This is a genomic window from Pedobacter sandarakinus, from assembly GCF_026240095.1.
Taxonomy (GTDB): Bacteria; Bacteroidota; Bacteroidia; order Sphingobacteriales; family Sphingobacteriaceae; genus Pedobacter; species Pedobacter sandarakinus.
Genome location: NZ_JAPIVG010000003.1, coordinates 286,149 through 300,348, shown reverse-complemented (window position 1 = coordinate 300,348; position 14,200 = coordinate 286,149). Strand labels below are relative to the sequence as shown.

The window sequence follows — 14,200 nt, the reverse complement described above, 5'->3', positions numbered from 1 at the left end:
GGGTTTATGCGGCAACAAACGATTAATTGAATCGGCTGCTTAATACTGGATACTAAATAAGAAGATATGAACGCATTTGAAATAACAGGCGGAATTAAATTAAAAGGCGACATTACACCACAGGGCGCTAAAAACGAAGCTTTACAAATTTTATCGGCGGTATTGCTTACTGAAGAAAAAATTACAATTAGTAATATTCCAGATATAAAAGATGTGAATAAGCTGATTGAGTTATTAGGTGATTTAGGTGTTACGGTGGAGCGGATTAATAAAGATACCTACACTTTTGAAGCAAGAAACATTGATTTAAACTTTTTTGAATCTGATACTTTTAAGGCAAAAGGTGGTGGTTTACGCGGCTCTATCATGATTGTTGGGCCGTTGTTGGCTCGTTTTGGAAAAGCGGCAATTCCTAAACCAGGTGGCGATAAAATTGGACGCAGAAGGTTAGATACACACTTTATTGGTTTCGAAAAATTAGGTGCAAAGTTTGTTTACGACAGTAAGAAGGCATTTTTTAATGTTGATGCTACTAATTTACAAGGCTCTTATATCTTGTTGGATGAAGCATCGGTAACGGGAACTGCAAACATTGTAATGGCAGCGGTTTTAGCAAAAGGAACTACTACAATTTATAATGCCGCCTGCGAACCGTATTTGCAGCAGCTTTGTAAAATGCTTAACCGCATGGGGGCGAAAATTTCTGGCATTGGATCTAACTTACTAACCATTGAAGGTGTTAGGGTATTAGGAGGAACTGAACACCGCATGTTGCCAGATATGATTGAGATTGGTTCGTTTATTGGGATGGCAGCAATGACCGAGTCTGAAATAACCATTAAAAATGTATGTTACGATGAGCTTGGAGTAATTCCTGAAGTTTTTAAAAAATTAGGAATTAAGCTAGAACGGAGGGGCGATGATATTTTTGTGCCATCACAAAAACATTATGAAATTGATACTTTTATTGATGGTTCGATCTTAACCATTGCCGATTCGCCATGGCCAGGCTTTACGCCAGATTTATTGAGCATTGTATTGGTTGTAGCTACACAGGCCAAAGGGAATGTTTTGATACACCAAAAAATGTTTGAAAGTAGGTTGTTTTTCGTTGATAAATTGATTGACATGGGCGCCCAGATCATCCTTTGCGATCCGCACCGTGCTACGGTAAATGGAATTGATAAGAAATATAAACTTCGTGGTATTAGCATGACTTCGCCAGACATTAGAGCCGGCGTGTCACTGCTTATTGCCGCCCTTTCCGCTGAAGGAAAATCTACGATATACAACATTGAGCAGATTGAACGTGGCTACCAGGATATTGATACGCGTTTACGTGCTTTAGGTGCACAAATTAAACGGGTTAATGCCGATGCGCCAAGTCATTAAAGCGGGAGTTTCCACAAAAAAATTCCTGTTTAGTGCTGCAGCTCTAAGATGATAATATCATACAAAAACGCCCGAGTAAAATTTACTCGGGCGTTTTTTTTCTTCTTCGTCATTACGAGGTGCAAAGCAATATCTGTAAGCGTAAGCGCTCAGTTTTTGATTTTTTTGCTGATAAGCCTGAACGCAGTGCTGGCCAAAGCGCCAAATCTTCATCCTATATTAAATTGATATAAGTATGTAGTGAACCCCGGCTTGGCTAGCCAGAAATTGCGTTTATAATATCATATTGGGTAATGATTTCAATTTTTCCAGATTCATCTTCAACCAGAACTGCAGAATTTTCCCTGTTAATTAATGATGAAATTTTATCGATAGAAGTGTTTAAATCTACAAATGGAAACGTGGCAGTCATGATATCCGAGATTGCTGCAGACTTCAAACCGGGGTTTTCCAGCAGTGCAGATAAGATATCACTTTCAGCAACTTTACCAACAATCATACCTTGCTGCGTTACCGGAATCTGTGAAATATTCATCGATTTGATTGTATTAATTGCTTCCAATACAGTTTTCTGAGCATCGAGTGTAACTATTTCAGTGGCTTCTTTTTTAGCAAGGATAGATTTCGCAGTTAATTTTTCATCTTGTAAAAATCCGCGTTCGCGTAACCAATCTTCATTGTACATTTTGCCCATATAACGGCTACCATGGTCGTGAAAAATAACCACAACAACGTCTTCTGGTTTGAGTTTATCTTTTAATTGAATTAGCCCACCTATAGCCGCACCAGCCGAGTTCCCTACAAATATTCCTTCCTTACGGGCAATATCCCGGGTCATTAAAGCTGCATCTTTATCCGTAACTTTTTCGAAAAGATCAATCACATCAAAATTCACGTTGGCAGGAAGAAAGTCTTCGCCAATACCTTCTGTAATGTACGGATAGATCTCATCTTTATCGAAAATTCCGGTTTCCTTGTATTTTTTAAATACTGATCCGTAAGTATCTATCCCCCAGATTTGAATGTTGGGGTTTTTCTCTTTGAGGTATTTGCCTGTTCCAGAAATAGTTCCACCAGTACCTACACCCACTACGAGATGTGTAATTTTCCCTTCAGTCTGCTCCCAAATTTCCGGACCGGTTTGCTCATAGTGAGCCTGAGAATTGGCTAGATTATCGTATTGATTCGGCTTCCAAGAGTTGGGCACTTCACGCTCTAGCCTCGAAGAAACAGAATAGTAAGACCTTGGATCTTCGGGATCGACATTTGTTGGGCACACAATAACCTCTGCACCAAATGCACGTAAGGCATCTACCTTTTCTTTAGATTGCTTATCTGTTGTTGTGAAGATACATTTGTAACCTTTAATAATGGCAGCCATGGCCAATCCCATGCCTGTATTACCAGAAGTTCCTTCAATTATAGTGCCGCCTGGTTTTAATTTTCCGCTCTTCTCAGCATCTTCGATCATTTTTACCGCCATACGGTCTTTAATAGAGTTACCAGGGTTAGTTGTCTCTATTTTTGCCAGAATGGTTCCGGGAACGCTTTTAGTAATTGTATTCAATTTTACCAGGGGCGTATTGCCAATGGTTTCTAAGATATTATTATACCACATGGCACAAAATTAAGCAAAGGCATTTACTATTTTACAATCAATATTTTATTTGAAACATAATTTTGATTATCAGGCATTTATAAAATTTAATTCTATAAACTACAATAATGATAGGCATTATAGATTGATTATTGTGCGAAATGCACTTACCCGTGCTTATGGGAAATTATCCTTTAGGCTCTGGCGATGAGGCTATCTGTTACTACCAAATGACTAAGCAAGTTTATAAACTTTACCAGGCAAAGAAATCAAAATCCCCTGCATCTCTAATGTAAGAATTACGATGGCAAGCTTACTTTGTGGCAGGTTAAGTGAAATACATAGTTCATCGATAGCCATTGAACCATCTTTTAAAGCTGCTACAACTTTTTGCTCATTTGGTGTAAGATTTAACTGTAATGTTGTTTGCGCAGATCTTCTTTGCTCCTTTACCTCATCGTCCCAACCCAGGTAGTAAATTAAATCGTTCGCATTATTAATTAAGCCTGCTCTATTTGTTTTAATAAGGAAGTTACATCCCTCAGAAAAAACATCATTTGTTCGCCCTGGAAACGCATACACATCTTTGTTATAAGAATTTGCAATTTCTGCGGTAATCAGCGCTCCACCTTTAATCGAAGCCTCTACCACAATGGTGGCATCAGCAATGCCTGCAATAATGCGGTTTCTTTTAGGGAAATTTTGCCTATCCGGATTAGTCTGTGTAGGATATTCTGAAAGTAAGCCACCATTTAGAGCCATTTTCTGCGATACAGTTTTGTGCATTGACGGATATAAACGATCTAAGCCATGACCTAATACACCGACAGTGGCAATATTATTGGCAATGCACTCCTTGTGGGCAGATACATCTATTCCATAGGCTAAGCCACTTACAATTAAAACATTATAGGGTGCTAAAAGTTCGCAGAGTTGCTTACATAGCTGCCTGCCATAATCTGTAGCATTCCTGGTACCTACAATACTGATGATTCTAGAATGGTTTAAATCGGCAATTCCTTTAAAATACAATAGAATTGGAGCGTCTACGCAATTTTTCAAGCGTTTAGGGTAGTTTTCATCAGAGAAGAAAAGCACATCTATACCATGTTTTTGTACAAATGCCAGTTCATCGGCCGCACGATCTAAGGCATCTGTTTTAAGAATAGACTCAACTGTTTTTTCGCCAATCCCCGGGATTTGTAGAAGCTGCGATTTTGAGGCCGAAAAAATTTTTTCTGCACTGCCGCAATAGGCCAGTAAATTCTTTGCATTTACCGGGCCAATTGATTTGATGAATGTTAAGGCGATGTTGTGGAGCGTACTCATTGATTTTAGTTGCAAGGTTAAATAAATGCGGGATGATTTATTTCCTTTTAGAATGCACCTAAAAATCGATATCGATTAAACTCTTAAGTGGAATGTGGATATTATTTTTTAATTGTATATATCTTTCGGTAACAGCCCAGACAGTGGTATCTACTCTCTTAGGACCTATGGTAGTGTTGAAGGTGATAACCGCTTTAGACTTGAATTCGTTTCCCAAACGTTGGGCTTCTTCCAACTTTTTTTGAAGATCAGATGTATGATCTTCTTTTGCACTGATGATGTTTAAATATTCAATATGTTCTTTTTCTACAGTTTCAATTGGCATGGCGTCTTTTAACGATTAATGTTAAACAAGCTTATTAAATTTTAACAAGAAAAACAAGCTGGGAGCTGCTTTTGCTTTAAATAAAGCAAAAAAAAATCGGCAATTTGAATTGCCGATTTTAATGCCTTTTATCTATTATTTGAGTTTTAACTTTCGGGTTTCTATCATCCCTTTAAATTCATGATCTAATTGTTCATTGGCCTGATCTATCAATGCCCTAGCGGCACCACTTGTACCGCTGATGGAATTGTCTTTAAGATATGAAGTAAAACTTCCGGAAACAGAATAATTCAATGCCTGTGCAAGTAAGCTTTCTGAAGTATCTCCAAAGTCCTTAGTCAAATCATCAGCTACGTCTTTATCAACAGCCATGCCATCAAAATAGTCACCAAATTCTGCAGAGTTTTTAGTTTGGAACTGTGGAATGTATAAGTCGTTTTTATCAATTCTGATCGCAAAAAAGCCAACGGGTTTACCGTAAGTTCGTTTCCCGATCAATTTAACATCCATTACTGGCTTTAAGTTATTAATTAAAAGTTCACTGGCAGAAGCCGTACCACCTGTAACTAAAAAGTATACCCTTGTAAGCCCATTAAGTGTTCCTCTTTTCTTGAATACCTCTTGATTGCCCGCTGCAGCGATTGGTTTAAACGAATAATCAAACATGCTAATTAATTCCCTGGTTCCATTTGAAAATGTGTACCAAAATTTCTGGTTTTGCAAAATTGTAGCCTGATTATCCTGCATGGTTTTAGTCCAATAGGTGGTGTACATGATTTTACCATTCTGCGATGGAGGAGCAATTAAATTGGTAAAGGCTTCTGAGGTAGCAACTGATCCACCCCCGTTATATCTTAAATCTACCACTAATTCGGTAACCCCATCAGTCGCAAATTGCGCAAATGCGTTTTCTAACAATGGAACAGAATTCGTTGTGAAGCTATTGAAAACAATATAGCCAACTTTCTTAGCCCCAAGCGTATAGGTTTTTGTAAACAAAATTGGATTAATGTTATACGACGCTCTGTTGATAACAAAATCCTGAGCGGCACTGCCTGTTCTATTTATCGATAAAGAAATGCTGGGATTATTTCCAAAAATACCATCGTTTAGGTTATCTATATCTGCCTGACTTGTTCGGTTAGTAGTCCTGCCATTTACCTTGAAAATCTGATCGCCTCGCTTCAAACCGGCCAATGCAGCAGGAGAAGTTGGATAAACATATTTAACACGCAATAGGTTATTCCCATCGTAATTTGCAGAAAAACCATAGTCGCCACTAACACCACTAAGCTGCGTAGCTACAGAACCATCATCAATAAACGAGTACTTATCTCTACCCCCCGTACTTGGCAAGGCTTTTATAGCACTTAACACCTGTTCGTTTGTGCTATACTTACGTGGGTTAAAATTATCGTAAGATGGCATGCCCACATTCCAGAAGTAGGTTTGTTTTGCATACAAGAATATCGAATCTCTTGTTAAAAAAGCCCTGTTACTCGTTGGCGTTTGCAGCGCATTACTTTCTACCTGGTTTGGTGCTGCAGCATCTTCAACAGGATTTTTTTTCTTACAAGATGTGATTAACCCTACCGACACCATTAATAACGACACAAAAGCCGCTTTTGAATTAAACTTTCTAATCATAAATTATCTGTAAATTTCTAGTGACACAATATACGGCAAATTAATTAATGTAGATTGCGCTTTATCAAAATTATTTACACCAACTACCAGCGCTTCTTGCGGTGCTAAATTATTGTCGCTTAGTATCTTCAGGAAGATCTCAGATTTCTGCAGATTAAGTTCATCGGCAAAATAAACAGTTAAATATTCGCCCAATCCATTCCACTCTATTTGCCTAATTTTGTTGAGTTGTTGTTCGGGGTCTCCAGCAGTAACCAGGTAGATTTTGATGCGATCTACAACCAAACTTTGCAAAAATTCCAACATACCCTGGAAAAGCAATAACTTTAAAGGTAAACGAGCGGTTTGATGCAATAAATCGAAGTTATGCTTATACTTTACATCTATACTAAACTTCTCCGCTGTCTTTTCAAACAACTGTGATGTAGCGCCACTTTCAAATTCTACACGCATAAAGTCTAGGATCTCTTGGGCATTTATCTGTTCGGTGTATTCTATAAACTGGGCGAAAAGGTAATATACCTGTAACAGGTAATCTTTTTCTGGATACAATACGTTATCAAGCTCAAATATAACCAGCTTTTTATCTTGAAGTAGTTGAGGTAGATTCATATCAAATTGTAAAAAGTCTTAAATCATCATCTGGATCATTATAACCAAAAACACCGTTTACATCATCAGCTTGTTTGACAAAAATTTCTCCTCCACTACAAAATATGCATTCGCCACCAACAAAAACTGCAAAATGCTTCGTTGAAAATACATCTGAAGTTAAGTATTTGCTCACTGATGCGCCATTGGGTGCCAGCACCTGGATACCATATTCTTCGAATAACACAACAGATTTCGCAAGGGCTTCTGCTTCGTAAGGGTATAATGGAATAATAGAATCGATTGATTCAGTGATGCAAAAATTAAGCAAAATATGGGCGATGCTATCTTTATTGAGTACGCCTAGAGAAGCGAATGCGTATTGCTGTGTTGCAAAACCAGGCACATCTCCATAGTCTGCCAGTAAAACAAAATGGTTTGGAAACGCTTTCATCAACTTCAGCGCCTTGGCATTGTTTCCTCCAGTAATTAATATTTTCAAAGTAATGTTATTTTGATAAATGATATGACCAATTAGCGAAGTTTAAAACGGAAGATAAAACCGATAGTTAAACCACAATCAATCCGTCTTTCATCGTAACAACGCGATCGCTCGTTTTAGCAAGATGTTCGTTGTGCGTTACGATCACAAATGTTTGATTAAAATTATCTCTAAGGCTTACAAAGAGTTGGTGCAATGCCGATGCATTTTCGGAATCGAGATTACCAGAAGGCTCATCAGCAAGAATGATTGATGGATTGTTGATTAATGCCCGGGCAATGGCTACGCGTTGCTGTTCACCACCAGATAGTTGATTGGGTTTGTGCTGAGCCCTATCTTTTAATCCAAATAAATCTAGTAGCTCTAAAGCCCGGACTTCGGCCTGCTTCTTTGGCGTCTTTGCAATAAATGCTGGGATGCAAATGTTTTCGATCGCACTAAATTCAGGTAATAAATGGTGAAACTGGAATACGAAGCCTATGTTTTGATTGCGGAAGGTACTTAGCAATTCTCCACTAAGTTTATTGATGATGGTGCCTTTTAGCTCAACTTCGCCAGCATCTGGTTTGTCTAAGGTACCTAAAATATGTAAAAGCGTACTTTTTCCAGCACCAGATGGCCCAATAATACTCACAATCTCCCCTTTTTGTACCTCAAAATTTACTCCTTTTAAAATTTGTAAATTTCCGTACGCTTTTCTTATTCCAGTGGCTTTTAGCATGCTTCAAATTTAGCAAAAAAGCGGGAAGCACAAAGGGTAAACCTGAAGGCAGGTATGCAAACATTTAAATTTGTCGGTTCCAAATAAAGCCAGAAAGACAGAATAAAAAAAATTAAATAAAAAAATTGGAAATGTCATTAACATAAGTAACTTTGAAAAACAAAGCACTTTCAAAAATGAATACTTCTGAAGAACAACTAAATGCATTGAAAGACATTAGGCAGATGATGGATAGATCATCGCGGTTTATTTCATTAAGTGGCTTATCTGGCGTATTTGCCGGCGGGATAGCATTGATAGGTGCTTTTTTTGCAAACCAGGAAATTGAAAAGTTTTTTGCAAAAAGAGGCTATAGTTATGGAGTTGAGGGAGAAATGGACTTGGAATTTAACTTAATAAAGCTTGGCTTGATTATTTTGGTTGTAGCGCTTGCTGGGGGTGTACTCTTTACCTACCGTAAAAGCCAAAGAAACAACTTGCCCATTTGGGATAAAACTTCTAAATCGTTGCTGATTAATTTAATGACGCCCCTATTCGCCGGGGGATTATTCATTATCGCTTTATTGCTAAATCATCCAAATACCGTAAGCATTATTGCGCCAAGTTGTTTAATTTTTTATGGTTTGGCCCTCATTAATGCCAGCAAATATACCTTTAGCGATATTAAATACTTAGGCTACCTGGAAGTAATACTCGGCTTAGCGTGTATGTTTTTTATCGGCTATGGCCTTATGTTTTGGGCTTTCGGTTTTGGCGTGCTACACATTATATACGGATTACTCATGTATTTTAAATACGAAAGAGGCCAATAGAAATGAAAAACCCGATAGCAGATTTAAATAAGATTTTCGATAGTCGCATTAGGCTTGGGGTAATGTCTGTGCTTGTTGTAAATAATGAGATAGGCTTTAACGACTTAAAACAAATGCTAGAGCTAACAGATGGAAACCTGGCATCGCACTTAAATACTTTAGAACAAGCTTCATTTATTAAGGTTCATAAAGGGTTCATCGGACGCAAAACCAATACCACCTATGCCATCACAGAAATCGGCAAGCAAGCTTTTAAAGCTCATTTAGATGCGCTTGAAAAAATGATCAAGAAATTATAATTTTTTTTTAACCAAACACTTTGAAATACAAAGTACTTTTTAAAAAATAAAAATGAAAACAAAATCTAATTTTTTATTGCTCTCAACCATTGTTGGAGGCATCCTTTTTAACCTTTTATTCTGGTCTGAAAAGTTAGGACTTAACTTATTTATTTACAGTGTATTCGTGCTTATAATTACCTCGGTAAATCGTGACATTGCGAAACATAGAAAATTTATAGTTTATGCAACATTGCACCTGCTGGCTGCACTGCTGGTTATCATTAACAATTCCAATCTATCGCTAGCTGGCTATTACATAAGTTTTGGCCTTTTTATTGGTTTTTCTCATTACCAGCAAATTAGAACAGTGTGGATGGCATTTTTAGCTACGCTATTGCAGATTGTTGGTGTGCCAGTGAGTTTAGTAATCTGCTTATCTGCATTTCGTATTGGCAACTTTAGTCTGCGACCGATATTCAGAATTATTAGATATATTGCTATACCTATAATTATTTTGTTTGTTTTCACAGCAATTTACAGCGGTGCAAATGCCATTTTTGGTAGTTACCTAGATGCAATACTGTCCGGTATGCAGACTGCATTAACAAGTCTCTTTAATTTTATCTTTCAGGATTTAAGCTTTGAACGCTTTATACACATCTGTTTTGGCACTGCGCTATCAGGTGGCTTAATTATTACTTTTTACAACCACATTGTAGAAAAAATTGAATTGACACAGCAAGACGAACTGGAAAGGAAAAAAGCTAAAAGTAAAATTATGGCGCTTTGGGGCGAATTGGTAAGGATTTTTGCCGGCCAGATTACGAGCAAAAAATTAGCACTAAAAACGGAATATATTATTGGATTGATTTCGTTTTCAAGCCTGAACCTATTGATTTTCGTTTTGAATGGAATAGACATTTTGTCGCTTTGGTTTGGCGACGACATTTATACAACAGCTAACTACGCTGCAGAACTCCATGATGGAACAAATGCTTTGATATTTAGCATCGTTTTAGCCATGGCTATCATCATTTATTTCTTCCGTGGTAATTTAAACTTTTATACCAAAAGCCAGCCGATGAAAATATTGGCAATCGTGTGGATGATCCAAAATTTAATTTTGATTATTTCGGTATTGATTAGAGATGCTCACTATGTAACCGTTTATGGGTTGACTTATAAACGCATTGGTGTGGGCATATTCGCATTGCTTTGCATAGTTGGTTTGGTTACCGTTTATGTTAAAGTTGCTCAACGTAAAACAGTCTTTTATTTATTAAGAATTAACGGGAACATCTGGTTTGGGTTATTGATTTTCTTCAGCATATTTAATTGGGACATTTTTATAACCAGATATAACCTAAACCACAGCGAAACGACGCCTGTAGATATGGATTATTTGCTTTCCTTATCTGATAAAACCTTACCCATATTAGATGAAAACAAAAATAGGCTTTGGCCTATCGACTCGAATGAAGCAGTCGAAATACAAGCAAAAAAGAGTTCTGCTAACCCTTATCAAGCACGATTAGATAAACGCATCCAATTTTTCAAGGAAAGATATGCAACAGTAAGCTGGTTGTCTTGGAATTTGCCTGACGCTCGTACCGCTAACTATTTTGGAATTAAAAGATAGTGAGATGAGCGCTAGTTTAAAATTAAGTTATGCAATTGGAATCATTATTTTTCTTGCTGCAAAGTTGGGATATACCTTTCTAACTACAAAAATGTTACTTTTTATACTTGCACCTAGTGATTGTTTGATATCAATTTTTCTCAATTCAGATGGAACATATATTGATAACGTAGGCTATTATCACCAAGACCTAAACATTACTATAGAAAAAGCTTGCTCTGGGTTTAACTTTCTGCTGTTGTGTTTCTTGTGTATATACTTTCTAGGTATCACTCATTTTCAAAGAAAAAAATCATGGCCAATTATATTTTCAACGGCAATTCTTAGCAGTTGGTTCATAACTATTAGTGTGAATACATCTAGAATTATATCTGCTATCTCTTTAAAGAAATTATTTGTGGGGAGTCCAATTCCTCAATCTTTAATACATCAAATAGAAGGAACTTTTTTTTACTTATTCGCCCTGATCGTGATATATACGACTTTAAACCATCTTTTAAACAAGTCCGCGTAATATGAAAACCTTGCTAAACCCGAAATGGATATTATTTATAAATATCTTACCATCGGTCATACTCATTGTTCTTTTTTTTAATCAATATTTATTGATAAAGAACTTATTGCCTTCCGAAAATACTACTTATTGGATACATTTTTTTTGTTATTTGCTGTCTTTGATTTGTTTACAAACAATCTACGTAATACACAATTTATATAGGTATAAGAAGATAGGTGCTATCCATGCCGGATGCACTCTACTTATTTATGCTGCATTTTTATATTACTATGGCTATTTTGCCGAGGCATTAATTCCGCCTTCAATACCCGCATGGATGATCACCGTTGATACCTTCATGTATCCAGGAACTTTCTTGATGCCTACCCTATTTCATTCGTTAATGATTTTAGTAATCTACTCTGTAGAAAAAAGCAAATCAAAAAGAGCATGGCTTAGCTTTTTTTATGCGATGGCTGTTCCTTTATTAAGCTATGTCTTTGTGCTGATAATTTTACCGCTTTGGAAAAAAACGGACAGCAATTTCAGTTTTCATACTATCATTATTGCAGCTATCATTTTATCAATTTTATTTATTTTCTTTTTGTGTAGATGGATCTATATGTTAAGTTGGAGCAATTCCAATCGTATAACTAAATATTCAATTTATTTTAGAATCCTATTATGCATTATTCTCCCAATTATCGCGTTAGGGCTAAACAATGGTTATTTCGGGTTCAGCAATAAAATAGGCTCGGCAGTATTCGGCGATTTTAGTAGTATTTGGTTCTATATTATTGTCATTTTAAATGGTGTGACCATTTGTACCCCAGAATTTAAAAATGCACAATTAAGGTTAACTAAATATCTTATACTTTGGGCAGGCTTACCTTATAGCTTATATTTCTTTTTAGTTTTTGCTCCATTTATTCCTATTTCCGTCGTTGCCATTATCGCCTTTGGTTTTGGATTTCTTTTGCTAGCTCCACTTGGTGTATTTATTATACATATAAACCTCTTGTACAAATTATTTAATCATTTAAAAGAGACCTATCATATCGGAAAGTTGATTGCCACAAGTATCTTATGTTTCGCAATCATTCCCACATCCATCACACTTACCTATTTTAGGGATAAAATCACGCTTAACAACGCACTAGAATATGTGTATAGTCCTGACTATAGTAAAGTTTATGATTTTAATAATGAGGCACTTTCGAATACGCTAAAGATGATAGAAAAGGCTAAACAACGAGGCGACGGTTCCAACAGTTACAACCAGCCCTTTTTAACGCCCTATTATAATTGGTTGGTTCTAGATAATATGGTATTATCGACGAACAAGATCGAAAAGCTATCTTCAATTTTCTTTGGAAATAGGATAACCCAGGCCCATCAAAGTGCAGTTTCACGTAAAGTTAAAATATCTCGGATTATTACCTCAAGCACTTACTCACACCAACATGGACACTGGAAAACATTAGTTAATCTAGAACTACAAAATCGAAGCAACAACGCTTTAGAAGCCTATGAAGCCAAATTCACCCTTCCAACGGGTTGTTGGATAAGCAACTATTACTTAAATATCGGTAATAGAAGAGAATATGGAATTCTTTCAGAAAAAAAAGCTGCAATGTGGGTATTTAATAACATTAAAAACCAAAACAAGGATCCTGGGATACTATATTACTTGAGTGGAAACACCGTAGCCCTAAAGGTTTTCCCATTTGCTGCAAATGAAAACAGGAAAACTGGCCTAGAGGTTATTCACAAAGGGGCTATTATTTTAAACATTGATGGATATAAATTCCAGGTGGGCGCAAAAAGTACTGGAAATCGGCCTGAAAAGAAACTACTAAATGGGATTTACTATATACCGGTTCAAGATAAAAAGAAATTAAAGCTCGTTAAGAGACTGCCCCAATACCACTTTATTATTGACTTGTCGAACCGCCAAACCACATATAAAGAAAATTATTATACCCGGGTACAAACCTTTATAAAAAACAGACAAATAAAACCAGAAGATGTTAAATTACATTTTGTGAATAGCATTTCAGAAGAAATGGATTACCACCCAAACTGGAAGAATGCTTTGCAAACGAAAAAATGTCAGGGGGGATTTTACTTGGAAGGAGCAATTAAAAAAATACTGATAAAACATTATCGTAGACATGAGCGTACATTTCCAGTAATAATCACGGTGACTAATGATTTTGAAAGCAGCATTTTACCAGATGATTATGCAGCGTATAAACTATCTTATCCAGATTGTAGTAATTTCTACGAATTGGATTCAACATTTAAAATATGGAAACACTCGCTCATGGCACAGCCACAAAACAAGCTAGAAGTTGTAAGCAGTTTTCAAAACAATGGCGTACGCCTTTATGAGCCAAAACCAGGTAAAGTTTTCTACTTAAAAAATGACAATGAACCATCTATATGTTTGGACAAGGCAATGTATAATCTGAACAGTACAATGAAGCATGTTTCTGAATGGGACAAGGCTCTTTTAATAGAGGGCATGTGGATAGACCACTCGCTAAATCGATCCCCCACTCAAAAGGACCATCTCCAGATGGTAAAACAAAGTATTGCCAGTATTGTGCTAAGCCCAAACACAGCCTACCTAGTTGTAGAAAATGAGGCTCAGAAGATAGCTTTGAAAAGAAAGCAGCAAGAAATATTGTCGGGAAACAAAGACCTAGATCCTGACGAGGATACCCAAAGAATGGATGAACCGAATTTCTATCTACTACTAGTGTTGGTAGTATCACTTTTCTGTATCTACATATACAAAAAAAGAAATAAGATAACCGATGCTAAAGCTGATTTTCAATCATAATAAGGCTATTTCATAGTCCC

13 protein-coding genes are annotated in these 14,200 nt (G+C 36.6%); 6 read left to right on the top strand and 7 right to left on the bottom strand.

Features of this window, described 5'->3' with window-relative positions; genetic code table 11:
* Nucleotides 1–66 precede the first annotated feature (66 nt).
* Entirely contained in the window at nucleotides 67–1,392 is a 1,326-nt protein-coding gene (gene murA / locus OQ268_RS09845; protein WP_265855950.1) for a UDP-N-acetylglucosamine 1-carboxyvinyltransferase, read from the top strand.
* Between the two features lie 256 nt (nucleotides 1,393–1,648).
* Here murA and OQ268_RS09840 read toward each other — a convergent pair whose 3' ends face one another.
* The 7 genes from OQ268_RS09840 to OQ268_RS09810 all read right to left on the bottom strand — a co-directional run bounded on the left by OQ268_RS09840 (nucleotide 1,649) and on the right by OQ268_RS09810 (nucleotide 8,104).
* Nucleotides 1,649–3,010, bottom strand: a complete 1,362-nt coding sequence (locus OQ268_RS09840; RefSeq protein ID WP_265855949.1) for a pyridoxal-phosphate dependent enzyme — start codon at nucleotides 3,008–3,010, stop codon at nucleotides 1,649–1,651.
* Between the two features lie 213 nt (nucleotides 3,011–3,223).
* Nucleotides 3,224–4,318 (bottom strand): DNA-processing protein DprA, encoded by a 1,095-nt coding sequence (dprA, locus tag OQ268_RS09835; protein ID WP_265855948.1) that lies wholly within the window; start codon nucleotides 4,316–4,318, stop codon nucleotides 3,224–3,226.
* A gap of 58 nt (nucleotides 4,319–4,376) precedes the next feature.
* A complete protein-coding gene (locus tag OQ268_RS09830) occupies nucleotides 4,377–4,643 on the bottom strand; it encodes a hypothetical protein (protein WP_265855947.1) in 267 nt (88 codons plus the stop codon).
* Between the two features lie 135 nt (nucleotides 4,644–4,778).
* On the bottom strand, nucleotides 4,779–6,290 hold the full coding sequence (locus OQ268_RS09825; protein WP_265855946.1) for a S41 family peptidase: 1,512 nt from the start codon (nucleotides 6,288–6,290) through the stop codon (nucleotides 4,779–4,781).
* A gap of 3 nt (nucleotides 6,291–6,293) precedes the next feature.
* Entirely contained in the window at nucleotides 6,294–6,902 is a 609-nt protein-coding gene (locus OQ268_RS09820; RefSeq protein ID WP_265855945.1) for an HAD family hydrolase, read from the bottom strand.
* Between the two features lies 1 nt (nucleotide 6,903).
* Nucleotides 6,904–7,383 (bottom strand): ATP-grasp domain-containing protein, encoded by a 480-nt coding sequence (locus OQ268_RS09815; protein WP_265855944.1) that lies wholly within the window; start codon nucleotides 7,381–7,383, stop codon nucleotides 6,904–6,906.
* A gap of 67 nt (nucleotides 7,384–7,450) precedes the next feature.
* On the bottom strand, nucleotides 7,451–8,104 hold the full coding sequence (locus OQ268_RS09810) for an ABC transporter ATP-binding protein (RefSeq protein ID WP_265855943.1): 654 nt from the start codon (nucleotides 8,102–8,104) through the stop codon (nucleotides 7,451–7,453).
* A gap of 176 nt (nucleotides 8,105–8,280) precedes the next feature.
* Here OQ268_RS09810 and OQ268_RS09805 point away from each other — a divergent pair, with 176 nt between their 5' ends.
* The 5 genes from OQ268_RS09805 to OQ268_RS09790 are packed head-to-tail and all read left to right on the top strand — an operon-like array spanning nucleotide 8,281 to nucleotide 14,180.
* Nucleotides 8,281–8,916, top strand: coding sequence for a hypothetical protein (locus tag OQ268_RS09805; RefSeq protein ID WP_265855942.1), 636 nt, complete (start codon nucleotides 8,281–8,283; stop codon nucleotides 8,914–8,916).
* Between the two features lie 2 nt (nucleotides 8,917–8,918).
* Nucleotides 8,919–9,215, top strand: coding sequence for a winged helix-turn-helix domain-containing protein (locus OQ268_RS09800; protein ID WP_265855941.1), 297 nt, complete (start codon nucleotides 8,919–8,921; stop codon nucleotides 9,213–9,215).
* Nucleotides 9,216–9,267: 52 nt separating this feature from the next.
* The gene (locus OQ268_RS09795) at nucleotides 9,268–10,836 is read left to right on the top strand and encodes a DUF4153 domain-containing protein (protein WP_265855940.1); all 1,569 of its coding nucleotides are present in this window, start codon (nucleotides 9,268–9,270) and stop codon (nucleotides 10,834–10,836) included.
* Nucleotides 10,837–10,840: 4 nt separating this feature from the next.
* On the top strand, nucleotides 10,841–11,350 hold the full coding sequence (gene xrtK / locus OQ268_RS17955) for an exosortase K (protein ID WP_407673997.1): 510 nt from the start codon (nucleotides 10,841–10,843) through the stop codon (nucleotides 11,348–11,350).
* Between the two features lies 1 nt (nucleotide 11,351).
* Nucleotides 11,352–14,180 carry an MSEP-CTERM sorting domain-containing protein gene (locus OQ268_RS09790; protein ID WP_265855939.1) on the top strand — a complete coding sequence of 943 codons (2,829 nt, stop codon included), beginning with the start codon at nucleotides 11,352–11,354 and terminating at the stop codon, nucleotides 14,178–14,180.
* Nucleotides 14,181–14,200 lie beyond the last annotated feature (20 nt).

Excerpts from the sequence above, each read along its gene's own strand:
- OQ268_RS09805 (WP_265855942.1), top strand. The coding sequence starts at position 8,281 with ATGAATACTTCTGAAGAACAACTAAATGCATTGAAAGACATTAGGCAG.
- OQ268_RS09790 (WP_265855939.1), top strand. The coding sequence starts at position 11,352 with ATGAAAACCTTGCTAAACCCGAAATGGATATTATTTATAAATATCTTA.
- OQ268_RS09795 (WP_265855940.1), top strand. The coding sequence starts at position 9,268 with ATGAAAACAAAATCTAATTTTTTATTGCTCTCAACCATTGTTGGAGGC.
- OQ268_RS09840 (WP_265855949.1), bottom strand. The coding sequence starts at position 3,010 with ATGTGGTATAATAATATCTTAGAAACCATTGGCAATACGCCCCTGGTA.
- OQ268_RS09825 (WP_265855946.1), bottom strand. The coding sequence starts at position 6,290 with ATGATTAGAAAGTTTAATTCAAAAGCGGCTTTTGTGTCGTTATTAATG.
- xrtK (WP_407673997.1), top strand. The coding sequence starts at position 10,841 with ATGAGCGCTAGTTTAAAATTAAGTTATGCAATTGGAATCATTATTTTT.
- murA (WP_265855950.1), top strand. The coding sequence starts at position 67 with ATGAACGCATTTGAAATAACAGGCGGAATTAAATTAAAAGGCGACATT.
- OQ268_RS09820 (WP_265855945.1), bottom strand. The coding sequence starts at position 6,902 with ATGAATCTACCTCAACTACTTCAAGATAAAAAGCTGGTTATATTTGAG.
- dprA (WP_265855948.1), bottom strand. The coding sequence starts at position 4,318 with ATGAGTACGCTCCACAACATCGCCTTAACATTCATCAAATCAATTGGC.
- OQ268_RS09800 (WP_265855941.1), top strand. The coding sequence starts at position 8,919 with ATGAAAAACCCGATAGCAGATTTAAATAAGATTTTCGATAGTCGCATT.
- OQ268_RS09830 (WP_265855947.1), bottom strand. The coding sequence starts at position 4,643 with ATGCCAATTGAAACTGTAGAAAAAGAACATATTGAATATTTAAACATC.
- OQ268_RS09810 (WP_265855943.1), bottom strand. The coding sequence starts at position 8,104 with ATGCTAAAAGCCACTGGAATAAGAAAAGCGTACGGAAATTTACAAATT.